Consider the following 25,353-nt stretch of genomic DNA (forward strand, 5'->3'; position numbering starts at 1 on the left):
ATGCGGTCATGATCCCTTGTGCGCCGCCGTCCGGCGCAGCCTGATGTTCTCCAGCAGGTCGAACCCGTCGAGCAGGCCCTCGCCCATGCCCCGCAGCCGGCGCAGCGTCGACGGAGGCAGCAGCACCGCCCTGATCCGCCGGCCGCGTGACACCGTGGCCGCCAGGGCCTGCCGCACCTGGCGCAGGTCCTTGCTCATGGGCGCGATCGGGCCCGGGTCCCTGGCGTACAACACGCGCTCGATCGCGGAGGCGATGGACGAGATGGCCGCCGCGGAGTCCGCATCGAACTCGTACTGCTGGATCAGCCGCCGGGCCAGCGCCCGCGGGGTCTCGCTGTCCTCGCGGGCCATCCCATAGTCGTACAGCACGTCGTCGAGCTCCGCCCAGACGGCCGCCACCCAGGGGACGATGTCCTGCCCGCGCCGTGTCCTCCCCGGCCTCCTCCCCGGCGCCGTCGCCGGCGTCGTGGACGGCTGCGGCGCCATCCCCTTCAACGTGCGTACCCGCCTGTTCCGCGCGACCAGCCGCACCCCGGCGGGGATCAGCAGGAGCAGGAGCAGCGCGCCCACGCCGATGCCGACCTGGCCGATCAGCGGCATCGAGTCGTCCGGGGGCAGCCCGCCGGTCGCGGCCTGGGCCTCGCGGTCCAGCTGCCGCTCGTTGCGCCGGGCCTGCGGGTCCTGCGGCTCGTCGGCCGGCGAACTGCTTTCTCCCGTCGACGGCGTCGACTCCTCGCCCGTGGTGGTGCTCGGCCGGGGCACCGAGTACGACGGCACGCGCGCGCTGCCCTGGCCGACCGACCCCGAAGGAGTCGGCTCGAACGGCAGCCAGCCCACGCCCTCGAAGTACAGCTCCGGCCAGGAGTGGGAGTCGTTCGTCCCGACCGTCCACCGGTCGCCGATCTTCATGCCGCCCGTGTAGCCGATCGCCACCCGCGACGGGATGCCCACCAGCCTGGCCATCACCGCCATGGACGCGGCGAACTGCTCGCAGTAGCCCGCCCGGTCCCGCAGCAGGAAGTCCCGCAGCGCAGAGTTGCCGTGCCCCTGCGTGCGCAGGTTGTAGGTGAAACCGCCGTCCGTGGTGAAGAAGCGCTGCAGCTGCACGGCCGCCTCGTAGGTGGTCGAGGCGCCACGGGTGACCCGCTCGGCCAGCGCGGCGATCTCGGACGGCAGGTTGTCCGGCAGCGCCAGATACCGGTCGTCGACCCTCGGCTGCTCCCCGTCGAGCGAGTCGAGCAGGTCCGGCGTGGGCTCCGGCTCGCTCGTCGCCACCTCGTACTCCAGGCCGGCGGCCTCGTCACGGGTGGAGAAGACCATGAGCGTGTCGACGTCGGCCCGCCAGTCCCCGTCCACCCGGATCTGCCGGGCCGGGTACGGCAGCGGCAGGAACGACAGCCGGGCGATCTCGTCGCTGATCCGGACGTTCGTGATCACGTTGTTGATCTTCGGCCGCCGGCTGAGGCCGGGCGGGTCGGGCAGCGGGCCGTTGTCCGTCCTGTTCTGCGGCGCGCCCTTCGGCTCGGTCATGCCGAACTGCTGGCCGTCGAACCTGTCGAGCGAGTAGATCCGCAGATATCTGGCCTGGTCGTCGTTGTTGCTGTAGGTGAGGACCACCCGCCGCTCGGGCAGCTCCAGCTGGCCTTTCAGGTTCGCGATCGGGTTGGGGATGCTGATCGAGTTGCCGCGCCCCGACCCGTTGCCGCCCACGCCGAAGGTGAAGAACGACACGGGCTCCATCGCCGGCAGCGCGGCCGGCACCAGCACGGCCAGCGCGATCGCGGCGAACCCGATGCGTTTGCCGGACAGGCGCAGGCCACTGGTGTCGGCAGGGGAGCGGGCTCCGTCATGAGACTGCGCGGCGCGGGTGGTCCGCCGCACCAGTACGGCCCGGCCCCAGTGCCCCACCCGCTCGCGCCCGTCAGCGATCAGCAGGCCGATGAACCCGAGCGCGGCGACGATGAACGCCGGCCAGCTGATCGGCTCTGCCAGGATCGTGGCCGGCACCGTGGCCAGCGCCAGCAGCGGCAGCCCGGCCAGCGCCGCCCGCCGCAGCCGCGCGGCCAGCAGGTCCACGGTGATCGCGATGAGGGCCACGCCGCCCGCGGTCAGGAGCGTGATGCCGTCGGTCACGGGCACGGGGGCGGCGAACCGCTGGATGTCGGTCCAGCCGACGTCCAGCAGCCGGGCCAGCTCCGTGACCGACCCCTTCGTCGGCACCACCAGGGCCCACGCCTCGGACGAGGCGAAGGTCACGGTCAGATAGATCCACGTCGCGGCCAGCGCGACCAGCGGAGCCGCCCACGCGGGCAACGACAGGCGGCTGGTGAGCAGGCCCGCGACCACCACCGCGAGCACGGCGCCGAGCGACGCCCAGAACCAGGCGCCGCCCTGGAAGAGCGGGTAGAGCAGGATGGCCGCGGTGAACACGGCCACGCCGGAGGCGCCGGTGAGTCTCATGCCGCACCTCCGGCCGGGCCGACCGCGTACCTGCCATGGCTGCCGGCGTCCTGCCAGACGGACGCGATCGTGGTGCCCGCGGGCAGCCGTACGATGCGCCAGCCGTACCCGGCCAGGACGGTCTGCACCGCCTCCAGGTCCTCGGCGGCCTTCCTGTCGCCGCCGTCCCAGGTCGCCACGTCGAGCAGGACCGCCACTCCGGTGATGCCGCTGTGCCTCAGCCTGGCCAGTTCCCTCGCCTCCTCCGCGTCCATCGAGCCGAGCACGGCCACGATCAGCCCGTCGCCGCCGCCCTGGCGCAGGGCGGAGACGCCCATCTCGAGCGAGCGGGCGGGGCTGTGCCGTACCACGGCGAGGGTGTCGAGCAGCGACCAGCTCAGGCCCGTGTCGGTCAGGTGCTCGGCGCCCTGGTCGGTCACCAGCCGCAGGCCGAGCCCCTCGCGGGCGAGGTGCACGCCGATCGAGGCCGCGGCCGAGACCGCCACCTCGAACGACGAGCGCGGGCCCTCGCCGCGGTGGGCGTGCCTGCGGGTGTCGAGCAGGAGCGCGCCGCGGCTCTGCCACTGCTGCTCCTCGCGGCGCACCATCAGCTCGCCGCGGCGGGCGGTCGAGCGCCAGTGCACCCGCCGCAGGTCGTCGCCCTGCCGGTACTCGCGCGGCGCCACGTCGTCGTCGCCGGCCGCCGCCACGCTCCTGGTGCGGCTGTCGCCGCCGCCCGTCCATTCGCCCGACAGCCGCACGTGCGGCAGCGCCGCGACGTGCGGCGTCACCACGAGCGTGTCGCTGATGGTGAACGAGCGCGTCAGCTCGACCAGGCCGAACGGATCGGTGATGCGGATCGACAGCGGGCCGATCGTGTAGCGGCCGCGCAGGTCGGAGCGCACCCGGTAGTCGATCTCGCGTACGCCCCGCGACTCCACCCGGTCCAGCACGAACCGGGGCCGCACGCCGAGGGCGTAGGGAACGGTGTCCTCGATGAGCAGCAGGCCGGTGGGCAGCCTGGTGACGTTCTCCAGCCGCAGGGTGACGGTGGCCTCGCCGCCCACCTCAGCCCTGGACGGATCCAGCCGCCTGGCGCAGCTCAGGCGGTAGCGCGTGCGCGCCGCCACGAGCGCGGCCAGCAGCGGCAGCGCGGTCACCAGCACCCCGATCCTGAACAGGTCGTTCTCGCCCAGGAGCACGGCCATCAGCAGCGCCGCGATCCCCGAGGCGAGGAACGATCTGCCTCTGGAGGTCAGCGCCTGCAGTCCGGCTCTCACGACGCTCGCGACTCGGGCACCGGTACGCGCCTGAGCAGATCGGCCACCACCTGTTCGGGCAGCCGGCGCTGTCCCTGCGCCTCGATGCTGGGCAGCAGCCGGTGCGCGAGCACGGGGATGGCCAGGTCCTGCACGTCGTCGGGGATGACGTAGTCGCGGCCCGCCAGTGCCGCGTGCGCCCGCGCGGCCCGTACGAGCTGCAGCGTGGACCGGGGTGAGGCGCCCAGCCGCAGGTCGGGGGAGTGGCGGGTGGCCACGACCAGGTCGATGGCGTACTTCTTGACCGCCTGCGAGACGTAGACCCCGCGAACGGCCTCGATGAGCGCCCGCACCTCGGCGGTCGTCGCCACCGGCTCGAGCTTGTCGAGCGGCGAGGCGCTCCCGTGCACGTCGAGCATCTCCAACTCGGCGGTCGGCTCCGGGTAGCCCATCGCGATCCGCACGGAGAAGCGGTCACGCTGTGCCTCGGGCAGGGGATAGGTGCCCTCCATCTCAATGGGGTTCTGGGTCGCCATCACCATGAACGGCGAATCCAGCTGGTACGTCACCCCGTCCACCGTCACCTGCTGCTCCTCCATGCATTCCAGCAACGCGGACTGCGTCTTGGGGGAGGCACGGTTGATCTCGTCGCCCACGACGATGTTGGCGAACACCGGCCCGGGCTTGAACTCGAACTCTCTGGTCTGCTGGTTGTACGCGCTCACTCCGGTGATGTCGCTGGGCAACAGGTCGGGGGTGAACTGCACGCGCCGCACGGGGCAGTCGATCGACCGGGCGAGAGCCTTGGCCAGCATGGTCTTGCCGACCCCGGGCACGTCTTCGATGAGGAGGTGCCCCTCGGCGAGCAGGACGGTCAGCGTGAGGCGGACGGCGTCGCTCTTGCCCTCGATCACCGATTCGATGGCCTGCCGAATCCGGTGGGCGGTGGAGACCAGCTCGTCGAGCTGGGGAGGGACGTCATGGGTAACTGCCACCAGGCCTCCATGAGAGAAGTGCGACGGCTGTCCCGTTGGTGCCATTGCGGGAGCCATGCCATTCCTTTTCCATTGTGTGTACGACCCTACGACGCTGCGGGTTCGCGAGCGACATTTGTGGATATTCCAGCGAACCTCAGCGATGTTCCTGTTCTTGTGGCATAGGGGTGCGAATCCAGTGACAGGGCGGACCATGATCCGCACCACATTCCCCCACTGCTGCCTTCGTGAAGCGCACACCGCCTAATTCCGCGGTCTTTTCAACCCTCGACACGCCCATGAGGGTTGACCGGCCGCTCGCCCCCCTCCACCCCGCTCCACCGCTCTGACCTGCGGTAACGCAAGGGAAACTGATGATGAAGACGGTTCGAATCAGTTGACGGTGGGGAGAAGTGGAGTATGGTGGTGCGCAGTGGAGGGCCCGGTGCGCCAGCGCTGAGCGCTTCACGAGGCACGGGAGGTGGGGCCGATGTTCCTCGGCACCCATCAACCGCGTCTGGACGACAAGGGACGGCTGTTCCTGCCGGCTAAGTACCGTGAGGAGCTGGCGGAGGGTCTTGTGATCACCAAAGGCCAGGAGCGATGCCTCTACGTCTTTCCCGTGGAGGAGTTCCAGCGCATAACCGAGGCTCTCAGCACCGCCCCGGTCACCGCCAAGGCGGTGCGTGACTACAGCCGCGTCTTCTTCGCCAGCGCGTCCGACGAGAAACCAGACAAACAAGGGCGCATCACGATCCCGCAGAGCCTCCGCCAGTACGCGGGGCTGGAGCGTGACTGCGTTGTCATCGGGGCCAACACCCGGTTGGAGATCTGGGACGCGCAGGCCTGGGAAACCTATCTCAGCGCGCAGGAGCAGGCGTTCGCCGATCTGTCGGAGGAGGTGCTGCCAGGGATCTTGTAGTGACCACGGTCGATCCGTCGGTGATGTCGTTCGGCGAGGTCTCCACCCGCAACCACTGTCTGCCAGCTGATGCACCTTCCCCGGTGTCAGATGACAGGCGTCCACGAAGAGGGTGCGGATGGGGACCTGGCCGGGCGGCGCCGGGTGGGGACCCAGGAAGACCGGCGAGACGATCGATACGCGTCATCCGCGAGCAGGACGCGAGAGGGGGGTTGGAGATGCATAACGACGTCGGCACGGACGGTCACGTTCCGGTGATGCTCGAGCGCGTTCTGGAACTGCTCGGTCCCGCGCTGTCCGGTCCCGCGCCGGTGGTCGTCGACGCCAACCTCGGCCTCGGTGGGCACTCGGAGGCCCTGCTCGCCCGTTTTCCCTCCCTTCATCTGATCGGGATCGACCGCGACCCTTTCGCGATCGAACACTCGACCCGCAGGCTGAGCCCTTATGCCGGCAGGACGACCCTGGTCCACGCGTCCTCCGCCGATCTGGCCGAGGTGCTCGCCCGCGCGGGGCGCACGACGGTCCACGGGGCGCTGTTCGACCTGGGGGTCTCCTCGCCGCAGCTCGACGAGGCCGAGCGCGGGTTCGCCTACGCCTACGACGCGCCGCTCGACATGCGGATGGACACCGAGCAGGAGCTGACGGCGGAGCACGTGGTCAACACCTACGCCGCGGACGAGCTGATCCGCATCCTGCGTGACTACGGCGAAGAACGATTCGCCCCGCGTGTCGCGGGCCTGATCATCAGAGAACGGGCCAAAGAGGCAATAACCTCGACCAAGCGGCTGGCGGAGATCATCCGAGCGGCGATCCCCGCCGCGACCCGGCGTACCGGGGGAAACCCCGCCAAGAGGACTTTCCAGGCGCTGCGTATCGAGGTGAACGCCGAGCTGTCCGCCCTGGAGGCGGCGCTCCCCGCGGCCCTCGACGCGCTGGCGCTCGGTGGGCGAGTCGTCGTGCTCTCCTACCACTCACTCGAGGACCGGCTCACCAAGCAGGCCCTCGCGGCGCGAACCAAGGACACCAGCCCGCCAGGGCTGCCGGTCCCGCTGCCGGCGCACCAGCCGAGGTTCCGCCTGCTGACGAGGGGAGCAGAGCTCCCAAGCGAAGAAGAGCTCGCCCGCAACCCGCGGGCGGCCTCGGCCCGGCTACGGGCGGCAGAGAGGATCCGTGTTGACGACTGAGCAGGAGTTCGGCCGGGGTGCGCCCGTCCGCCGCGCCGTGCCCAAGACGGGCACGCGCCGGTCCGGAGCGCAGCACCAGTCCAAGCCGCGGCCCCGTCCTGACGCACGTCCCCACGCCCAGGGCGCGAGGACGGTCACCGGCCGCGCGCGTCCGGAGGCCAAGCGGCTCCCCGACGGCGCCCGCGCCGACACCGGCCGCCCCGTGCCACGACGACGGCCCGCGCGCCGGCAGCGCGCGCCGTTCGTGCTGCTCGTGGTCGGGCTGCTCTGCGGCGGCCTGGTGAGCCTGCTGCTGCTCAACACCATGCTGGCCAAGGACGCGATCACCGACGCCAACCTGCGCGAGGAGATCGCCGTGGCCCGCCAGGAGAACGAGAAGATCGACCAGGAATACCAGCGCAAGACGCAGCCCAACGTCATCGCCGAGATGGCCGAGAAGCAGGGCCACCAGCCCGACTGGGATGACGTCAACGCCTGGACCAGCGCGGGCGACCGAGCCAGCCGGGTGGACAGGGAACGGTGAGGGACTCCAGCGGCAGGGGGCAGGGACCCGGCCGCGGCGCTGGCGGCGCCGGCTCTCAAGGAGGGCCAGGCGCCGCTCGTCGTACGCCGGGAGGCCCAGGACGGGGAGGACGGCAGGGCGGCTCCCCCCGTTCAGAGGGCACGGGCCGCCCGGCTCCATCGGACGAACCGCCTCGCCGGCCACGCAAGCCCGACCCGCTCGACCTGCCGTTCGGGCGTGACGACGCGGCCAGGGAGCGCCCGCCGCAGGAGCCCGGCTCCTCGCGCGAGCGCCGCCCCGGCGGCTCCGACCGTGACTCCGGACGCGGCTCGGGTCGTGACTCGGGTCGTGACTCCGGACGCGGCTCGGGTCGTGACTCGGGTCGTGACTCCGGCCGTGACTCCGGCCGGGGCCGCGCGGGCGACGCCGCGCGCCGGCGGCCTCGGGACGAGAGCGACCAGCCGAGGAGCCGCGCGTCACGCGACGGCGACGGCTCGAGGGGCAGCGTGGCCCGCGACCGCGGTCAACGCGGCGGCGACGCTCCGCGAGAGCGGGCGCCTCAGGGGCGTGAGGAGCACGATCGGCTCCGCGGCCGGGCCGCGCAGAGCCGCGACGAAGGGCCCAGGCGTCGTCCCCTCCCAGGCCGGGACGAGGGGGAACGCCCCCGCGGCCGGGCCACGCCGGGCCGTGACGAGGAGCGTTCCCGAGGGCGTTCCACGCCGGGCCGCGACGAGGGAGAGCGTTCCCGAGGGCGTCCCGCGCAGGGCCGTGACGAGGAGCGGTCCCGAGGGCGTCCCGCGCAGGGCCGCGACGCCGCCGACCGGCTCAGAGGGCGCGACGAGCGCTCGCGCGGCCGGGGCAGCCGGCAGGAGGCGCCCGGCGCGGCGCAGCGCCCGCGCCGTGACGGCGCCCGGCAGGACGCCGGCGATCCCCGGCGCGCCAGCCGGCAGGAGGACGGGCCGCTGCGCCGTACCCAGGCGGGAGGAGCCAGGCCGCAGGCCGGCGGCTCCGGGCCGGAGCAGGCGCGAGGCGGCCGCGAGCGGGTGGCGGCGCGCCGCGGCGGAGACGTGCCGCCACCCAGAGGGCCGCGCCGTCCCCCCACGCCGCCGCGCCCGCCCAGGCCGCCGCTGATGCTGCGGCTGGGCAGCCCGCGCAGGCGCATCAACATAGGCCTGATCGGCATGACGTTCGTGTTGTCGATCTTCGCCGGGCGGCTGATCCAGATGCAGGGGCTCGACACCAAGGTGTACGCCGCCGCGGCGGCCGACCAGCGCCAGCACACCGAGGACATCCCCGCCAAGCGGGGCTCGATCACTGACGTCAACGGTCACGAGCTGGCCGTGACCGTCGAAGCGCGCGACGTGTCGATCGACCCGACCAAGGTGCCGACCGCCGCGCGCGCCAACGTGGCCGCCGTCCTGGCCAAGCATCTGGGCAAGGACCAGCAGGAGATCGCCGCCAAGCTGGCCAGGACCGACACCCGTTACCAGCTCCTGGCCAGGGGCGTCGACCCCGTCGTGGCCAGCCGCCTGCTGCAGGCGCGCGTGCCGGCGCTGTCGGCGAAGAACACCTACCGCCGGCTCTACCCGGCAGGCGATCTGGCGGGCAGCCTCATCGGGTTCGTGGGCGACGAGGGCGACGGCCTGGGCGGCATGGAGCAGGCGAGAAACTCGCTGCTGGCCGGCCGCGACGGCGAGATGCGCGTCGAGACCGGCCGTGACGGCCTGCGCATCCCCATGACCAGCAGCCAGCGCACCGCCCCCGTGAACGGCCGTGACGTGCGGCTCACCATCGACCGCGACATCCAGTGGGCCGCCCAGAAGTCGATCGGCGAGCAGGTCCGCGAGTCGGGTGCCGACAGCGGCACCGTGATCGTGATGGACGTGCGGACGGCCCAGATCATCGCCATGGCCAACTCTCCCGAGCTCGACCTGAACAACTGGCGCAAGGAACCGGCGAGCAGCTACGTCAACAAGGCCGCCGCCGACGTCTTCGAACCGGGCAGCACCAACAAGGTGATCACAGCCGCCGCGGCGCTGGAGGCGGGGGTGGTGGGGCCCGACACGGTGTTCGAGGTGCCCGACCGGATCCGGTGCGCCGACCAGGTCCTGCGCGACGCCCACGCGCACAAGACGGAGTCGATGACGTTCCGCCAGGCCATGGCGCAGTCCAGCAACGTGGCCACGATCATGGCCGCGCGCAAGGTCGGCAGCGAGGGCCTGTACGAGATGCTCAAGGCGTTCGGGTTCGGCACGCGGCCGGGTGGCGGCGTGCCCGGCGCTGAGGCCGGCCTGCTGCCCGACTACAAGAAGTGGTCCGGCAGCCAGAGCTGCACGGTCGCCTACGGGCAGGGCGTGTCGGTGACCGCGCTGCAGACGGCCAGCGTCTACCAGACCATCGCCAACGGCGGCGTCAAGATCGACCCGCAGATCGTCGCGGGCACGACGGACCCGTCGGGCAGGTTCGTCCCCGCTCCTCCCGGTAAGCGGACCAGGGTGGTGAGCCAGACGACGGCGAAGGAGATCACGGCCATGCTGGAGGGCGCGGTGGGCGAGGAGGGCACCGGGCAGCTCGCGGCCATCCCCGGCTATCGGGTGGCGGGCAAAACGGGCACGGCGAACCGCTATGATGCCGAGCTCGGCCGTTATGACGGTTATACGGCCTCGTTCGTGGGATTCAGCCCCGCTGACAACCCCCGGCTCGTGGTGCTTTCCGTCCTGCAGAACCCGAAGAACGGCCATTTCGGCGGGCAGCTGGCGGCCCCCGTGTTCAAGGATGTGATGACGTTCGCCATCAAGAGCAGGAAGATTCCTCCCACAGGCTCCGCCGCGCCGCCGGTGCGGACGCGCGCGGGACAGTGACCAGGGAAGGTACGCTCTCGCCGTGCGTCCCCCGTCGTCTATGCGTCCCACGACCAGCCCGCCTCGCCCGCTGACCGGGCTCGCGACCATGATCGACGCCGATTCCGGCACGTCACGGTCGCCCCATGCGGCTCTGACCGGCGTCACCAACGACTCCCGAGCCGTCCGGCGGGGAGATCTCTACGTCGCGCTGTCCGGCAGCCGCGTGCACGGCGCCGACTTCGCCGCCCAGGCGATGGCGAGCGGCGCCGTCGCGGTGCTCACCGACCGGGCCGGCCGCGACGCGGCCGTCGCGACGGGGCTGCCCGTGTTGATCGTGCCCGACCCGCGCGCCCTGCTGGGGCAGATCTCCTCCTGGGTGTACGGCCAGCCGGCCCACGACGTCCAGATCCTCGGCGTCACCGGCACCAGCGGCAAGTCCACCACCACGTTCATGCTGGAGGCCGGCCTGCGGGCGGCCGGGCACAAGGCCGGCCTGGTGGGCGGCGTCGAGATCCACGTGGGGGACGAGCGCTTCGCGCCCACCCTCACCACGCCGGAGGCCTGCGATCTGCACGGCCTGTTCGCCCTGATGCGCGAGGAGGGTGTCGGCGCGGCCGTGATGGAGGTCTCCAGCCACGCGCTCGCGCTCGGCCGGGTCGACGGCATCTTCTACGACGTGGCCCTGTTCACCAACCTCTCGCAGGACCACCTCGACTTCCACAAGGACTTCGACGACTACTTCGCCACCAAGGCGCGGCTGTTCCAGCCCGAGCTGAGCCGTGCCGGGGTGACCAACATCGACGACCGCTACGGGCGTGAGCTGATCGGTCTGGCGAAGGTGCCGATGACCACGTTCTCCGCGGAGGGCGATCCGGAGGCCGAGTGGCGGGTGCTGGACGCCAGGCTCGGCGCCGACGGCAGCGCGTTCCGGGTGGTGGGTCCGGGCGGGGTCGAGGCCGACGCGCAGATCGCGCTCCCCGGTCCGTTCAACGTGGCCAACGCGCTCGGCGCCATCGTGACCCTGGTCGAGGCCGGGGTGCCGCTGCAGACGGCCGTGCACGGCGTCGGATCCCTGACCGGAGTCCCCGGTCGCATGCAGCGCATCACGGGCGCTGACGATACGTTCCAGGCGCTCGTGGACTATTCCCACAAGCCGGGCGCCGTGGAGTCGGTGCTGCGCTCGCTGCGGTCGGTCACGGCGGGTGCCCTGACGATCGTGCTCGGCTGCGGTGGCGACCGCGACAAGGGCAAACGAGCCGTCATGGGGGAAATCTCCGCCCAGCTGGCAGATATCGCTATTTTTACGAACGACAATCCTCGCTCGGAGGATCCGCTCACCATCCTCGCGACGATGATGGAGGGAGCGCTCCGCGTGCCGCAGCACGACCGCGCTCATGTGATCATTGAGCCCGACCGCGCGGCCGCCATCGGCCTGGCGATCGCCCGGGCCGGGCGCGGCGACGTGATCGTCGTGGCCGGCAAGGGCCACGAGCAGGGCCAGTACGTTTCAGGCGAGGTGATCCCCTTCGACGACCGCGAAGTGGTCGCCGAAGCGATCGACGCACGCAAGGAAAGCAGGAAGCACTAATGATCCCGTTGCCTCTGGCCAGGATCGCCGAGATAACCTCGGGCGCCCTGTCGGGCATGGCCGATCCCCGCGCCGTGGTGCGCGGGCCCGTCGTGATCGACTCGCGGGCCGTAGAACCGGGATCCCTGTTCGTCGCCTTCAAGGGCGCGCGGGTCGACGGTCACGACTACGCCGCGCAGGCGATCAGGGCAGGAGCGGTCGCCGTCCTGGCCACCAGGCCCGTCGAGGCGCCCGCGGTGATCGTCCCGGACGCCGCCGCCGCGCTGGCCGCGCTGGCCGCCGAGCAGGTCCGCGCGCTGCCCCAGGTCACCGTCATCGGCGTGACCGGCTCGGCGGGCAAGACCGGCACCAAAGACCTGCTGGCCAGGCTCACCGGCCGCATCGGGCCCGCCATCGCCCCCGTCGGCAGCTTCAACAACGAGCTCGGCCACCCGCTCACCGTGCTTCGGGCCGACGCCGACACCCGGTTCATGGTCCTCGAACTGGCCGCCAGGAACATCGGCCACATCAAAGACCTGACCCGCATCGCGCCGCCGCAGATCGGCGTGGTGCTCAATGTCGGCACGGCGCACCTGGGCGTGTTCGGCGGCAAGGAGGCCATCGCCAGGGCCAAGGGCGAACTCGTCGAGGCGCTGCCGCGCACCGGAGTGGCCGTGCTCAACGCCGACGACCCGCTGGTCCGAGCGATGGCCACGCGCACCGACGCCCGGGTCACGTACTTCGGGCGGGGCGAGTCCGCGGCCATCAGGGCGGAGGGCGTCGTGCTCGACGCCCGCGGGCGCGCGTCCTTCACGCTGCGCACTCCGTCAGGAAGCGCGCACGTGTCGCTCAAGCTGTACGGCGAGCACGCGGTCGAGAACGCCCTCGCCGCGGCCGCGGCCGGATACGAGCTCGGGCTGCCCGTCGCCACCATCGCCGCCGAGCTGTCCGAGGCGACGCCGCGCAGCCGGTGGCGGATGGAGGTCAACGACAGGCCCGACGGGGTGACGGTCGTCAACGACGCGTACAACGCCAATCCCGACTCGATGCGGGCGGCGTTCGAGGCGTTCGAGGTGCTGGGGCGCGGGCGGCGGCGGTTCGCCGTCATCGCGGCGCTGCGGGAGCTCGGCGACGACGGGCCGGCGCTCAACGCCGAGCTCGGCCGGCTGGCCGGCGGCGCCGGGCTGGCCGGGCTGATCGTGGCGGGCCCTGACGCGGAGCCGGTGCTCCAGGGCGCCCACACGGCCGCCCAGGCCACCACGACAGCCCGCGCCCTGCCCCCGCCCCCCGGCCCTCAGACTCCTGGCCCGCGGACTCCTGGCCCGCAGGGCGCCGGAGGTCCCGGTGCAGGTCCAGGTCCAGGTCCGCAGGCGGTGGCCCCCCAGGCCGCCGGTCCGCAGGGAGCCGGTGGGCCGGTCACAGGCCCGCGGCCCGTGAGGCCTCCAAGTGTCGGTCCCATCACGTTCCCGCAGATGGCCGCCGGTCCGGTCACCGGTCCCCAGGCGGCCGGACCTGCCGGGCCGCAGTCCGCCGGCCCGCAAGTCCCGGGGCCTCACCCGCCCGCCGGGCCCTCACAGGGCCGGCAGTCTCCGGCACAAGGTGAGCCCGCACCAGGCCGGCAGGCTCCCGGACAGGGCGAGGCCGCGCAGGAGTGGCAGGGCGGTGGCGCGGCCCGGCCCGCACGGCAGGGGCCCGCGCACGGCGTCCCGGCACACGGATGGCACGGGTCCGGAGCGGGGCAGGCGCCTGTCCCGCCGTCGGGCGGGCACTCCGCCGAGGGTGTCCCGGCGGCCGGTCCCCCCTCAGGCGGTCCACCGGTGGCCCCCCTGGCCGGCGCCCCCGCCGGCGCTCCTCCGGCCGGGGTCCCTGGCGCACCCGCCGGGGTTCCGGGCGCACCGGCGGGGAGCACGGGCGGTGACGCGGCGTGCCCGCAGCACGTGACGCGGATCGTGCACGTGCCCGACGCCGAGGCGGCCGCCGCCGAGCTGGCGGGGTGGCTGCGGCAGGGTGACGCGGTGCTGATCAAGGGGCCCAGGGCGATGGGTCTGGAGCGGACGGCCGAGCTCGTGCTCGGAGGTGCCCCCCAGTGACCAACATCATCGTCGCCGGTGCGGTGGGCCTGATCCTCTCGATGCTGGGCACCCCGCTGGCGATCCGGCTGTTCTCGCGGCGCGGCTACGGCCAGGAGGTCCGCGAGGAAGGCCCGTCCGGCCACCACAGCAAGCGGGGCACCCCCACCATGGGCGGCACCGTGATCGTGCTGGCCGCCCTGCTCGCGTACGGCGCGTCGCACCTGGCCATGCTCTCGACGCCCACCGTGTCGGGCATGCTGGTGCTGTTCCTGATGACGGGGCTCGGCGCGGTCGGGTTCCTCGACGACTTCATCAAGATCTACAAGCAGCGCAGCCTGGGCCTGCGCAGCGGCGCGAAGGCCCTCGGCCAGCTCGTCGTCGGCGCCGTCTTCGCGTTCCTGGTCGTCCGCCACCCGAACGTCTACGGCATCACCCCCGCCGAGACCAGGGTGTCGTTCCTGCGGGACATCGGCCCGTCGATCGGAATCGTCGGCTTCACCATCTGGGTGCTCATCATGATCGTCGGGTTCTCCAACGCGGTGAACCTCACCGACGGTCTCGACGGCCTGGCCAGCGGCGCGACCGGGGTGGTCCTCGGCGCGTACGTGCTGATCGGCAACTGGCAGCTGCGCAACAACTGCATCGACCAGCTCGGCCCCAACTGCTACTGGGTACGAGATCCGCTCGACCTGGCCGTGGTGGCCGCCGCCGTGCTCGGGGCGCTCATCGGCTTCCTGTGGTGGAACGCGCCGCCCGCGCGGATCTTCATGGGTGACACCGGCTCCCTGGCCCTGGGCGGCGTGCTGGCCGGGCTGGCCATCGCCACCCGTACCCAGCTGCTGCTGATCATCCTCGCCGGCCTGTGCGTGATCATCACGCTGTCCGTGATCATCCAGGTCGGTTCCTTCAAGATGACCGGCAAACGGGTGTTCAGGATGGCGCCGCTGCAGCACCACTTCGAGCTGAAAGGCTGGGCGGAGACCACGATCGTGGTCCGGTTCTGGCTGATCGCGATGCTCTGCGCGGCGCTCGGTCTCGGGCTCTTCTACGTCGAATGGATGCCCAGGTGATGACTCTCACCTGTGTCGCCGGGCTCGGCGTCTCCGGCACGGCCGTGGCCAGGGTGCTGGCCGGTCGCGGCGAGCGGGTCGTGGTCGTGGAGGCGGCCGAGGGGGAGCGGCAGCTCGCCGCGGCGGCCGAGCTGGCCCGGCTCGGCGTCGAGACCCGGTTCGGGGAGATGGTGTTGCCCGAGGGGGTCACCAGGCTCGTCACCACGGGCTGGGCGCCACACCATCCGCTGATCGCCGCCGCGCTCGCCGCCGGGGTCGAGGTCGTGGGGGAGGTGGAGCTGGCCTGGCGGCTGCGCCCGGCGCAGCCGGCCCCGTGGCTGGCGCTGACCGGCACCAACGGCAAGACCACGGCGGTGCGCATGCTCACCTCGATCCTGCTCGCGGCCGGGCAGAAGGCCGTGGCGGTCGGCAACGTGGGCGTCCCCGTCGTGCGCGCGGTCGCCGAGCCGTACGACGTGCTGGCCGTCGAGCTGTCCAGCTTCCAGCTTCACTGGTCGGGCACGCTGTCCCCGCACGCCGCCGCCGTGCTCAACGTGGCCCCCGACCACATCGACTGGCACGGCTCCATGGAGGAGTACACCGCGGCCAAGGGCCGTGTCTACGAACGTGCCGGCACCGTGATCTTCAACGCCGACGATCCCGAGGCGACCAGGCTGGCCGCGCCCTACCCCGGGGCGGTGGGGTTCACCCTGCGGGTGCCCAAGCGGGGCGAGATCGGCGTGGTCGAGGATCTGCTGGTGGACCGGGCGTTCGTCGCCGACCCGGTGGAGGGCGCGGAAGAGCTGGCCACGCTGGACGACGTACGGCCCTTCGCGCCGCACAACGTCGCCAACGCGCTGGCCGCCGCCGCGCTGGCGCGTTCCCTCGGCGTGCCGTCCGAGGCCGTGGCCCGGGGTCTGCGCGACTTCGTGCCCGATCCGCACCGGCTGTCGCACGTGGACAGGATCGGCGAGGTCGACTACATCGACGACTCCAAGGCGACCAACCCGCACGCGGCCGCGGCGGCGCTGGCGTCGTACTCGTCGATCGTGTGGGTGGCCGGCGGGCAGCTCAAGGGCGCCGACGTCGACGACCTGGTGCGTCAGGCGGCTCCACGGCTGCGCGGCGCGGTGCTGCTGGGCGCCGACCGGGTCACGATCGCCGAAGCCATCGCGCGACACGCCCCGGATGTCCCTGTAGTGGACATCGCCGATCGCGACACTGGGGTGATGGAAAGAGTCGTCACCGAAGCCGCGCGGCTGGCCTCGCCAGGGGACACCGTGCTGCTCTCCCCGGCGGGGGCCTCCCTTGACATGTTCGCCGGGTATCCAGCGCGGGGGGAGGCCTTCGCGCGCGCCGTGCGCGAGCTGAGGCTGCGACGTGAGCGCGACCGCTGAGGAGGGGCCCGGCAACTGGGCCCGTGAGCAGCTCGGCTCGCTGAAGGAGCTGCTCGACAAGCCGCTCACCACCTACTACCTGATCATCATGTGCAGCGCGCTGCTGCTGGCGCTCGGGTTGATGATGGTGTTGTCAGCGTCCAGCATCGAGGCGCTGCAGAAGACCGGCAGCCCGTTCTCGTGGTTCATCAAGCAGTCGTTGTCGGCCGCGGTGGGCGTACCGGTGATGTGGGCCTGCTCGCGGCTGCCGACGAAGTTCTTCCGCTGGGCGGGCTACCCCCTGATGGCGCTGTCCATCCTGGCGCTGGTCATGGTGCTGTTCATCGGCTCGTCGGAGCTGGGAGCGCAGCGGTGGATCTACATCGGCCCGTTCACCCTCCAGCCGTCCGAGCCCGCCAAGCTCGGGCTCGCGTTGTGGGGGGCCGACCTGCTGGCCCGGCGGGCGCGGCAGGGGAAGATCGAGTGGCGGCAGATGCTGATCCCGCTCATGCCCGGCACCGCGATCCTGGCCGTCATGGTCATGCTGGGCAGCGACCTGGGCACCACGCTCGTGCTCTTCATGATCTTCCTGGCGTTGTTGTGGGTGGTGGGGGCGCCGGTCAAGTTGTTCGGGGGCATCCTGTCGCTGGCGGTGCTGGCCGCCCTCATCATGATCAAGGTGGAACCCTACCGGATGGCGCGCATCAGCTCCTTCCTCGACCCGTGGGCCGACGCGCAGGGCGCCGGATACCAGGCCGTCCAGGGGCAGATCGCGATGGGCTCCGGCGGCTGGTTCGGGCTCGGCCTGGGCAGCAGCCGGCAGAAGTGGAGCTGGCTGCCGCACGGCGAGAGCGACTTCATCTTCGCCATCCTGGGCGAGGAGCTGGGGCTGATGGGCACGCTCATGGTGGTGGCGCTGTTCGGGCTGCTCGGCTACGCCGGGCTGCGGGTGGCCGTGCGGGTCAACGACTCCTTCATCAGGCTGGCCGCCGCCGCCATGGTGGCCTGGATCGTCGGCCAGGCCACCGTCAACATGGGTGCCGTGCTCGGCGTGCTGCCGATCACCGGCATCCCCCTGCCCCTGGTCTCGTACGGCGGATCGTCGCTGCTGCCCACGCTCGCCGCGCTCGGCATGCTGCTGTCGTTCGCCAAGCGCGAGCCCGGCGCGCGTGAGGCCCTGGCGGCTCGTGGCCCCGGACCCGCCGCCCGGGCCCTAAGCTGGCTGGGCCTGGGGGCTACGACCAAAGGCCGAGTGACACGTTAGGGAGTGACCGAGATGAGGGTGGTCCTCGCCGGAGGGGGGACAGCCGGGCACATCGAGCCCGCGCTAGCCCTTGCGGACGCGCTGCGCCATCTTGACCGCAGTGCCGGCATCACCTGCGTGGGCACGGATCGCGGTTTGGAGACGCGGCTCGTGCCCGCCAGGGGCTACGATCTTGAGCTGGTGCCGGCCGTGCCCCTGCCCAGGTCGATCACTCCGAGCCTGCTGACGGTTCCTGGCAGGCTGGCCGGAGCGATCAACGCCACGGCCGCCATACTCGACCGGGTCGAGGCCGACATCCTGGTCGGTTTCGGCGGCTACGTGGCGACCCCCGCCTATCTGGCGGCCAAGCGACGCGGCCTGCCGATCGTCGTGCACGAGGCCAATCCGCGCCCCGGCCTGGCCAACCGGCTGGGCGCCCGGCTGACCGACCACGTGTTCACCGGCTTTCCCGAGGCCCAGCTGCTGCCCAAGGCCGAATACATCGGCACGCCGCTGCGGCGCGACATCGCCAACCTCGACCGGCTGTCCATGGGCGACAAGGCGCGCTCCTGGTTCGGGCTGGAGAACGACCGGCCGACGCTGCTGGTGTTCGGCGGATCGCAGGGGGCGAGGTCGGTCAACGACGCGGCGCTCGCCGCGGCGCCGGCCCTGCGCAGGGCCGGCGTGCAGGTGCTCCACGTGCTCGGCCCGACGAACACCGTCGAGCACGAGCCGCCGCCCGGCGATCCGCAGTACGTCCTGCTGCCCTACCTCGACCGCATGGACCTGGCCTACGCCGCCGCCGACGTGGCGCTGTGCCGCAGCGGCGCGCTGACGTGCGCGGAGCTGACCGCGGTCGGGCTGCCCGCCGCCTACGTGCCGCTGCCGTACGGCAACGGCGAGCAGCGCATGAACGCCGAGCGCATCGCCCGGGGCGGCGGCGGCATCCTGGTCGACGACGTGGGCCTGACCCCTGATTGGATCGTCCAGAACGTGCTGCCGATGCTCCACGACCCCGAGCGGGTCGCCGGCATGTCGGAGGCCGCCTCCCGGCTGGGGCGCAAGGACGCCGATATCATGCTTGCCAGGAAAGTGTTGGAGATAGCCCGATGAGTCTCGTGAAGCTGGTCGATCCCGTCGCTGTCGACGATCTGGGGCGGGTGCACTTCATCGGTATCGGCGGCGCGGGCATGTCGGGCATCGCCCGCATCCTGCTCAAGCGGGGCGTCCCCGTGTCGGGCAGCGACGCGCGCAGCTCCGAGCTGATCACCGAGCTGCGCGAGCTGGGCGCGACGGTGCACATCGGGCACGCCGCCTCCCACATCAGAGACGTCGGCACCGTGGTCGTCTCGACCGCCATCCGCGACTCCAACCCCGAGCTCGGTGAGGCGCTCAAGCAGGGGCTGCGGATCATTCCGCGGGCCGCCGCGCTGGCCAGCGTCATGGCCGGGCGCACCGGCGTGGCCATCGCGGGCACCCACGGCAAGACCACCACCACCTCGATGCTGACCGTGGCGCTGCAGAAGTGCGGGGCCGACCCGTCCTACTGCGTGGGCGGCCAGCTCGTCACCACCGGGCTCGGCGCCGACGACGGCCAGGGCACGGTGTTCGTGGCGGAGGCGGACGAGAGCGACGGCTCGTTTCTCATGCTCGCGCCCGACATCGCGGTGGTCACCAATGTCGAGGCCGACCACCTCGACAACTACGGCGACCCGCGGGCGGTGCACGACGGCTTCGCCAGGTTCGCCGACCGGGTCGGCTCGCTGCTCATCGTGTGCGCGGACGACCCGGGAGCGGCCGAGCTGGCCGGCCGGGCGCGCGAGCGTGGGTTGCGGGTCAGGACCTACGGCCTGCGGGGCGAGGACTACCGCGTCACCGGGGTCGCGCCCGACGGGTTCGGCACCGTGTTCGCCATCGAGGGCAAGGGCGACGTGCGGCTGGCCGTCCCCGGGGCGCACAACGCGCTCAACGCCGCCGCGGCGATCGCGGTGGCCGATGAGCTGGGGCTGCCGTTCGAGGAGATCAGGCAGGGCCTGGGGGCCTTCACCGGGGCCAAGCGGCGTTTCGAGGCCAAGGGCGAGGCCGGCGGCATCGCCGTGTTCGACAGCTACGCCCACCATCCGACCGAGCTGACCGCCGACCTGCGCGCGGCGCGCGACGTGGTCGCCTCCTATTCCGGCACCGGCCGGGTCATCGCGGTCTTCCAGCCGCACCTCTACTCGCGCACCCGCTTCTTCGCCGACGAGTTCGGCGCGGCGCTCGGGCTGGCCGACGAGGCCATCGTGCTCGACGTCTACGGCGCCCGCGAGGACCCCGAGCCCGGCGTGTCCGGGGCGATGGTGGCGGGCCGGGTGCCGCTGCCGGCCGAGCGGGTGGCGTACGCGCCCGACCGGGCGGCGGTGCCCGGGATGATCGCCGAGCGGGCCAGGCCCGGCGACATCGTGCTCACCATGGGCGCGGGCGACATCACCGAGCTCGGCCCGCAGATCGTCGCCCGCCTGTCTTGAGCCGCCGCCGTTGGGCGTGGCGCGCGGTGTTCACCCACCCGGCGGCGTAGGTTGTGCCGACATGCAGGGGAGGGCGATGAAGGCGCGGACTGCGTTCCTGGTGCTGCTGACGGCGGGAGTGGTGGGCACGGCGGCGTGGCTGGTGTTCTTCTCTCCCGTGCTGGGCGTGCGGTCGATCGAGATCGTGGGAAATGTCACAGTGCACGGCGACGAGATCAAGCAGCGCGCCGGGGTGGCCGACCTCCATCCTCTTGCCACCGTCGACCTGGCGGGCGTCGAGAGCCGTGTCAAGGGCATCAGGCGGCTCGCCGGGGCGAAGGCCGAACGCGTCTGGCCGGGCACGCTCAAGATCGAGGTCGTCGAGCGCAGGCCCGTGGCGGCCGTCCCCGTGGGCGACCAGGTGGCCATCGTCGACAAACAGGGCGTGGTGATCGAGGTCACGACGACGGCGCCGACCCTGCTGCCGCTCATCAAGGTGGACCGCCCCGCCGAGGGCGATCCGGCGCTGATGGCGGCGCTCCAGGTCATCCAGGTGGTGCCGGGGTCGGTGGCGGTCAGGGTCAAGGAGGTGCGCGCGGGCACGGCCGAGGGAGTCACCCTCGAACTGTCCGACGGGCGCACCGTCGTCTGGGGTGGCGCCGACCGGCCCAAGGAGAAGGGGCGCATCCTCACCTCGCTGCTGCGGCGCGAGCGCGATGCCACCCGCTACGACGTGAGCTCCCCGGACGTGGTGACGCTGAAGTGACGGTGATCGTCAGGGTCTGGCAACCGTGCGGCAAGAGCATCGCCGAGCCTGTGCGGGGTGGGGGGTACGACGTGAGAGCCTGTAGAGCGGACGTTCGGCAGAGGAGGGTCCCGACCAGGCGCGACTTCGGAGCGAAACGGACAGCCCGCGACACGCCGGACGTGCTTGCGGCGCGGTTAGTTGACCCGCCTGGAGCGTAACTCCTACTGTCCGTATCAATCCTCAGGTTGACATAAATCTAAATCTCAACTTGAGGTTGAGAGTTACCCGAACTGACTGAAAGCGGAGACGATCCGCACCGAAATGGCAAGTCAACGAGCGGAAAGGCCCCTCGTCGTGGCAGCACCGCAGAACTACCTCGCGGTCATCAAGGTCGTCGGCATCGGCGGCGGCGGAGTGAACGCCGTCAACCGGATGATCGAAGAGGGACTCAAGGGCGTCGAGTTCATCGCGATAAACACCGACGCCCAGGCGCTGCTGATGAGTGACGCCGATGTGAAACTCGACGTGGGCCGCGAGCTCACGCGCGGACTGGGCGCGGGCGCCAACCCCGACGTGGGGCGCAAGGCGGCCGAGGACCACCGTGAGGAGATCGAGGAGGTCCTCAAGGGGGCCGACATGGTCTTCGTCACGGCAGGCGAGGGCGGTGGCACGGGCACCGGCGGCGCGCCCGTCGTGGCCAACATCGCCAGGTCGCTCGGCGCGCTGACGATCGGCGTCGTGACCCGGCCGTTCAGCTTCGAGGGGCGGCGCAGGGCCTCGCAGGCCGAGGCCGGCATCGAGACGCTGCGCGACGAGGTCGACACCCTCATCGTGATCCCCAACGACCGGCTGCTGTCCATCTCGGACCGCCAGGTGAGCGTGCTCGACGCGTTCAAGGCGGCCGACCAGGTGCTGCTCTCCGGTGTGCAGGGCATCACCGATCTGATCACCACCCCCGGTCTGATCAACCTCGACTTCGCCGACGTCAAGTCGGTCATGTCGGGCGCCGGTTCGGCGCTCATGGGCATCGGCCACGCCCGCGGCGACGACCGTTCGGTGGCGGCGGCCGAGATGGCGGTCTCCAGCCCGCTGCTGGAGGCCAGCATCGACGGCGCCCACGGCGTGCTGCTGTCCATCGCGGGCGGCTCCGACCTGGGCCTGTTCGAGATCAACGAGGCCGCCCAGCTCGTGTCCATGGCGGCCGCACCCGACGCCAACATCATCTTCGGCACGGTCATCGACGACGCCCTCGGCGACGAGGTGCGCGTGACGGTGATCGCGGCGGGGTTCGACGACGTGCCGACCGCGGCCGACAAGCCCGCCGCCCGTCCGATGGGACGTCCCGCCGCGCCGCCGGTGTCGTCTCCAGCCCGGCCGAGCGTCTCGGCGCCCAGCGTGAAGTCCGAGTCACCTCCGGCGCGCCCTGAGCCGCGCGCTGAGCAGCGTCCGGAGCCGCGCGGGGACTTCAGGGCCGACCCGCGCGCCGATGTCCGTCCTGAGGCCCGTCCTGAGCCGCGTGCCGACTTCCGCCCTGAGCCGCGCGCGGAGTTCAGGCCCGAGCCGCGTACGGAGTTCAGGCCCGAGCCGCGCTCCGACTTCAGGGCCGAGCCGGCCCCCGAGTCCCGTCCGGAGCCGCGCCCCGAGCCGGTGCGGCCCGTCGAGCCCGCGCAGGCCTCCGAGCAGGACGCCGGGGAGGCCGTCGCCGACGAACCGTCCGGCCCCGTCTCCATCCCCCGGCCGACGCCGGAGCCCGCCAACCCGCCCACGCCCATCACCTCCCGCATGTCGGAGCCCGCCAAACGTCCGCGCGTGGTCTTCGAGGAGCAGGAGGAGGAGCTCGACGTCCCCGACTTCCTCAAATAGCCGGTCGCCTGACGCCGCTCCCCGAGAGGAAACGGGAGCGGCGCCGTCGTGTTCACGGCGGACGTGCCACAGGATCGGAATCGAGAGGAAGAGGCAGTGAGAAGGGACGAGATCGCGGCCGGGCTCGCCGAGGTCGAGGCGCGCATCGGGGCGGCCTGCCAGGCCGTCGGGCGCGACCGTGGCGAGGTCACGCTGATCGCCGTCACCAAGACCAGACCCGCCGGTGACGTACGCATCCTGTGCGAGCTGGGCGTACGCGACGTCGGGGAGAACCGTGACCAGGAGGCCGCCCCCAAGGCGCGCGAGCTCGCCGATCTGCCGCTGACGTGGCACTTCGTGGGCCAGCTCCAGACCAACAAGGTCCGCTCCGTCGTCGGGTACGCCGACGTGATCCACTCCGTCGACCGCCTCAGGCTGGTGGAGGCGATCAGCAAGGAGGCGGTGCGCCAGGGCCGCACCATCGGCTGCCTGCTCCAGGTCGCGCTCGACGACGACCCGGCCAGAGGCGGCGCGCGCCCCGGCGACGTGCTCGCGCTCGCCGACGAGGTGGCGCTCGCCGAGGGCGTGTGGCTGGGCGGCGTCATGGCGGTGGCCCCGCTGGGGGAGGAGCCGGCCAAGGCGTTCGCCCGGTTGCGGGAGGTGGCGACCCGCGTACAGGAGCAGCATCCGCGGGCGACGATGGTTTCGGCCGGTATGAGCGAAGATCTCACCGAGGCCGTCGCCTACGGCGCGACACACCTGCGGATCGGTACGGCGTTGCTCGGCCGTCGCAAGCCCTTCGTCAGGTAATGTCCCCTCAAGTGGGTCTTCAGGTCCATGACCGAGTAGAGGTCGATCAGCGGTGAGCTCCAGGGGGGTACGCCTACCGCCTCGGCGCCCGGAGACGGGCCCGAGCGAGTGCGACCATGAGCAGGAGGACGACGTAGCGATGGCCGGCGCGATGCGCAAGATGGCGGTCTACCTCGGTCTCGTGGAGGACGACCGCTACGAGAGGTATGAGACCTACCCGGACGAGTACGCCTACGAGGACGACGTGCAGCGAACCGGCGAGGAGCGGCCCGTCGCGGTCCAGGACCGCGACGAGGAAGCGGAGGCCGGGGTGCCCGCGCCGCGGCCCGCGACGGCGGTCGTGGAGCGCCGCACGACCGATCTCGCCCGCATCACGACCCTTCACCCCCGCACGTACAACGAAGCGCGTACCATAGGGGAGCACTTCCGGGACGGCACCCCGGTCATCATGAACCTGACCGAGATGGTCGACAGCGACGCAAAGCGCCTTGTGGATTTCGCGGCAGGTCTCGTCTTTGGCCTACATGGCAGCATTGAACGTGTTACGAACAAGGTGTTCCTGTTGTCCCCTGCCAATGTCGAGGTGACCGCCGAGGACAAGGCTCGAATCGCGGAGCGCGGGTTCTTCAACCAGAGTTAGAGTCTCTGTATGTCTATCGCACCCAACCAGGTCTCGCCGAGACCGGGAGGGCACATCAGAAGTGGAGGCGCGGCCGGGCCGTGGGGATCGTCAGTCAGATCTTGGTCGTTGTCCTGTCTCTCTATCTGGTGCTGCTCATCGGCAGGATGATCTTCGAGACGGTGCAGGCTTTCGCTCGCCAGTGGCGTCCTACGGGCGTCGTCCTGGTGCTGGCGGAGGCCACATACACCGCAACAGACCCACCACTCAAGTTCCTCCGCCGTTTCATTCCCCCGCTCCGGTTGGGTACGGTGGCCTTTGACCTAAGCTTCACTGTCCTGTTCATCGTCGTGCTGATCCTGATCCAGATCGCGGGAGCGCTTCGCTGAACGGGCCGATGTCGTGCCGGTCTTGATCCAACTCGTGTCCGCGCTGAAGTGATTCGGGTTACCGTCCTCAGGACAGACTCCAAAGCGCGCCAAGGAGACCAAAAATGCCGCTGACGCCCGCTGATGTGCGGAACAAGCAGTTCAGTACCACCCGGTTGCGGCCGGGCTACGACGAGGAAGAGGTCGACGCCTTCCTCGACGAGGTGGAGGCTGAGCTCGACCGCCTGATCCAAGAGAACGAGGAGCTCCGCGCCAAGCTGGCCGAGTGCCTGCGGGGGAAGGTGCCGGGCGGCATGAACATGCCCATGGCCTCCGCCCCGGTCCAGGAGCAACAGCCCAAGCCCGAGATGATGGCGCCGCCGCAGCCGGAGCCCATGCGGGCCCCCGAGCCGCCTCCGGTGCAGCAGCCGGTCCCCGTGGCCATGAACATGCCTCCGGCGGAGGACAACATGGACACCGCGGCCCGCGTGCTCGCGCTCGCCCAGCAGACCGCCGACCAGGCGATCTCCGACGCCCGCCGGGAGGCGGACGAGACGGTGACCCGCGCCCGGCGTGAGGCCGACGAGATCCTCACCAAGGCTCGCCGCCAGGCCGAGCAGGTCATCGGCGACGCCAGGGCCCGCGCGGAGACGCTCGAGCGCGACGCCCAGGAGCGCCACCGCCAGGCGATGGGCTCGCTGGTGCAGACCCGCGACGAGCTCGAGCGCAAGGTCGAGGAGCTGCGCAGCTTCGAGCGCGAATATCGCAGCAGGCTCAAGCTCTACCTGGAGAACCAGCTCGCCGAGCTCAACGTCGCGGCCGAGGGCAGCGGCGGGTTCCCGGTGATGTCCGGCGGTCCGCAGGGTCAGGCGGCGGCGCCTGCCATGTCGCACGCCGTGTCTCAGGGAAGTGGCCAGCAGCCCCTGCCCGGTGGCCCCAACCCGTTCGGCGGCGAGGCGGCTCCGCAGGGCGCCTTCCCCGGCGGTGACGGTCCCCACAACGACCGCCGGTAAAGTACAGGGTCACTAGGACCTGTCACTCGAAAGAGCC

19 protein-coding genes and 1 pseudogene are annotated in these 25,353 nt (G+C 71.6%); 17 read left to right on the top strand and 3 right to left on the bottom strand.

Going from position 1 to position 25,353, the window contains the following annotated elements; translation table 11 throughout:
• Nucleotides 1-6: 6 nt before the first annotated feature.
• From ABGB14_RS07210 to ABGB14_RS07220, 3 genes are read right to left on the bottom strand one after another with little or no spacing between them, the layout of a single operon-like run.
• Nucleotides 7-2,460 carry a DUF3488 and transglutaminase-like domain-containing protein gene (locus ABGB14_RS07210; protein ID WP_347642741.1) on the bottom strand — a complete coding sequence of 818 codons (2,454 nt, stop codon included), beginning with the start codon at nucleotides 2,458-2,460 and terminating at the stop codon, nucleotides 7-9.
• Nucleotides 2,457-3,719, bottom strand: a complete 1,263-nt coding sequence (locus tag ABGB14_RS07215; protein WP_347642742.1) for a DUF58 domain-containing protein — start codon at nucleotides 3,717-3,719, stop codon at nucleotides 2,457-2,459. Before ABGB14_RS07215 ends, ABGB14_RS07210 begins: the two co-directional genes overlap by 4 nt.
• The gene (locus ABGB14_RS07220) at nucleotides 3,716-4,693 is read right to left on the bottom strand and encodes a MoxR family ATPase (protein WP_347642743.1); all 978 of its coding nucleotides are present in this window, start codon (nucleotides 4,691-4,693) and stop codon (nucleotides 3,716-3,718) included. Before ABGB14_RS07220 ends, ABGB14_RS07215 begins: the two co-directional genes overlap by 4 nt.
• A 469-nt stretch (nucleotides 4,694-5,162) precedes the next feature.
• Between ABGB14_RS07220 and mraZ the strand changes: the two genes are divergently transcribed.
• The 17 genes and pseudogenes from mraZ (at nucleotide 5,163) to ABGB14_RS07305 (ending at nucleotide 25,316) form a co-directional block, all read left to right on the top strand.
• Nucleotides 5,163-5,594: a division/cell wall cluster transcriptional repressor MraZ gene (gene mraZ, locus ABGB14_RS07225; RefSeq protein ID WP_132511788.1), complete on the top strand. Its 432-nt coding sequence runs from the start codon at nucleotides 5,163-5,165 to the stop codon at nucleotides 5,592-5,594.
• A gap of 218 nt (nucleotides 5,595-5,812) precedes the next feature.
• On the top strand, nucleotides 5,813-6,778 hold the full coding sequence (gene rsmH, locus ABGB14_RS07230) for a 16S rRNA (cytosine(1402)-N(4))-methyltransferase RsmH (protein WP_347642744.1): 966 nt from the start codon (nucleotides 5,813-5,815) through the stop codon (nucleotides 6,776-6,778).
• On the top strand, nucleotides 6,768-7,301 hold the full coding sequence (locus ABGB14_RS07235) for a hypothetical protein (RefSeq protein ID WP_347642745.1): 534 nt from the start codon (nucleotides 6,768-6,770) through the stop codon (nucleotides 7,299-7,301). Before rsmH ends, ABGB14_RS07235 begins: the two co-directional genes overlap by 11 nt.
• Nucleotides 7,302-7,786: 485 nt before the next feature.
• Nucleotides 7,787-10,141, top strand: a complete 2,355-nt coding sequence (locus ABGB14_RS07240) for a penicillin-binding transpeptidase domain-containing protein (protein ID WP_347642746.1) — start codon at nucleotides 7,787-7,789, stop codon at nucleotides 10,139-10,141.
• Nucleotides 10,142-10,181: 40 nt separating this feature from the next.
• Complete coding sequence (locus ABGB14_RS07245; protein WP_347642747.1) at nucleotides 10,182-11,711, top strand: UDP-N-acetylmuramoyl-L-alanyl-D-glutamate--2,6-diaminopimelate ligase; 1,530 nt, start codon at nucleotides 10,182-10,184, stop codon at nucleotides 11,709-11,711.
• Nucleotides 11,711-12,940: pseudogene (murF, locus tag ABGB14_RS07250) on the top strand (UDP-N-acetylmuramoyl-tripeptide--D-alanyl-D-alanine ligase); the annotation flags it as partial. The gene ABGB14_RS07245 and the pseudogene murF, both read left to right, overlap by 1 nt.
• An 836-nt stretch (nucleotides 12,941-13,776) precedes the next feature.
• On the top strand, nucleotides 13,777-14,832 hold the full coding sequence (mraY, locus tag ABGB14_RS07255) for a phospho-N-acetylmuramoyl-pentapeptide-transferase (RefSeq protein WP_347642748.1): 1,056 nt from the start codon (nucleotides 13,777-13,779) through the stop codon (nucleotides 14,830-14,832).
• Nucleotides 14,832-16,208 (top strand): UDP-N-acetylmuramoyl-L-alanine--D-glutamate ligase, encoded by a 1,377-nt coding sequence (murD, locus tag ABGB14_RS07260; protein ID WP_347642749.1) that lies wholly within the window; start codon nucleotides 14,832-14,834, stop codon nucleotides 16,206-16,208. The genes mraY and murD overlap by 1 nt, the downstream gene beginning before the upstream one ends.
• Nucleotides 16,192-17,451 (top strand): putative lipid II flippase FtsW, encoded by a 1,260-nt coding sequence (gene ftsW, locus ABGB14_RS07265; protein WP_347642750.1) that lies wholly within the window; start codon nucleotides 16,192-16,194, stop codon nucleotides 17,449-17,451. Before murD ends, ftsW begins: the two co-directional genes overlap by 17 nt.
• A gap of 12 nt (nucleotides 17,452-17,463) precedes the next feature.
• A complete protein-coding gene (gene murG / locus ABGB14_RS07270; RefSeq protein WP_347642751.1) occupies nucleotides 17,464-18,543 on the top strand; it encodes an undecaprenyldiphospho-muramoylpentapeptide beta-N-acetylglucosaminyltransferase in 1,080 nt (359 codons plus the stop codon).
• Nucleotides 18,540-19,937 carry a UDP-N-acetylmuramate--L-alanine ligase gene (gene murC / locus ABGB14_RS07275; protein WP_347642752.1) on the top strand — a complete coding sequence of 466 codons (1,398 nt, stop codon included), beginning with the start codon at nucleotides 18,540-18,542 and terminating at the stop codon, nucleotides 19,935-19,937. Before murG ends, murC begins: the two co-directional genes overlap by 4 nt.
• A 76-nt stretch (nucleotides 19,938-20,013) precedes the next feature.
• Nucleotides 20,014-20,682 (top strand): FtsQ-type POTRA domain-containing protein, encoded by a 669-nt coding sequence (locus ABGB14_RS07280; protein ID WP_347642753.1) that lies wholly within the window; start codon nucleotides 20,014-20,016, stop codon nucleotides 20,680-20,682.
• A gap of 336 nt (nucleotides 20,683-21,018) precedes the next feature.
• Complete coding sequence (ftsZ, locus tag ABGB14_RS07285; RefSeq protein WP_347642754.1) at nucleotides 21,019-22,527, top strand: cell division protein FtsZ; 1,509 nt, start codon at nucleotides 21,019-21,021, stop codon at nucleotides 22,525-22,527.
• 96 nt (nucleotides 22,528-22,623) lie between these two features.
• Nucleotides 22,624-23,316 carry a YggS family pyridoxal phosphate-dependent enzyme gene (locus ABGB14_RS07290; protein WP_347642755.1) on the top strand — a complete coding sequence of 231 codons (693 nt, stop codon included), beginning with the start codon at nucleotides 22,624-22,626 and terminating at the stop codon, nucleotides 23,314-23,316.
• A 139-nt stretch (nucleotides 23,317-23,455) separates the two neighbouring features.
• The gene (gene sepF / locus ABGB14_RS07295) at nucleotides 23,456-23,956 is read left to right on the top strand and encodes a cell division protein SepF (protein ID WP_347642756.1); all 501 of its coding nucleotides are present in this window, start codon (nucleotides 23,456-23,458) and stop codon (nucleotides 23,954-23,956) included.
• Nucleotides 23,957-24,036: 80 nt separating this feature from the next.
• Nucleotides 24,037-24,324: a YggT family protein gene (locus ABGB14_RS07300; RefSeq protein ID WP_132331012.1), complete on the top strand. Its 288-nt coding sequence runs from the start codon at nucleotides 24,037-24,039 to the stop codon at nucleotides 24,322-24,324.
• A gap of 104 nt (nucleotides 24,325-24,428) precedes the next feature.
• Nucleotides 24,429-25,316 (top strand): DivIVA domain-containing protein, encoded by an 888-nt coding sequence (locus ABGB14_RS07305; RefSeq protein ID WP_347642757.1) that lies wholly within the window; start codon nucleotides 24,429-24,431, stop codon nucleotides 25,314-25,316.
• The last annotated feature ends 37 nt before the right edge of the window (nucleotides 25,317-25,353 follow it).

Origin of the sequence: Nonomuraea sp. B10E15, from assembly GCF_039871615.1 — a bacterium.
Classification (GTDB): Bacteria; Actinomycetota; Actinomycetes; order Streptosporangiales; family Streptosporangiaceae; genus Nonomuraea.

Coding starts and splice junctions, on each gene's coding strand:
- ABGB14_RS07210 (WP_347642741.1), bottom strand. CDS start 2,460: ATGAGACTCACCGGCGCCTCCGGCGTGGCCGTGTTCACCGCGGCCATC.
- mraZ (WP_132511788.1), top strand. CDS start 5,163: ATGTTCCTCGGCACCCATCAACCGCGTCTGGACGACAAGGGACGGCTG.
- rsmH (WP_347642744.1), top strand. CDS start 5,813: ATGCATAACGACGTCGGCACGGACGGTCACGTTCCGGTGATGCTCGAG.
- ABGB14_RS07245 (WP_347642747.1), top strand. CDS start 10,182: ATGCGTCCCACGACCAGCCCGCCTCGCCCGCTGACCGGGCTCGCGACC.
- murD (WP_347642749.1), top strand. CDS start 14,832: ATGACTCTCACCTGTGTCGCCGGGCTCGGCGTCTCCGGCACGGCCGTG.
- murG (WP_347642751.1), top strand. CDS start 17,464: ATGAGGGTGGTCCTCGCCGGAGGGGGGACAGCCGGGCACATCGAGCCC.
- murC (WP_347642752.1), top strand. CDS start 18,540: ATGAGTCTCGTGAAGCTGGTCGATCCCGTCGCTGTCGACGATCTGGGG.
- ABGB14_RS07280 (WP_347642753.1), top strand. CDS start 20,014: ATGAAGGCGCGGACTGCGTTCCTGGTGCTGCTGACGGCGGGAGTGGTG.
- sepF (WP_347642756.1), top strand. CDS start 23,456: ATGGCCGGCGCGATGCGCAAGATGGCGGTCTACCTCGGTCTCGTGGAG.
- ABGB14_RS07305 (WP_347642757.1), top strand. CDS start 24,429: ATGCCGCTGACGCCCGCTGATGTGCGGAACAAGCAGTTCAGTACCACC.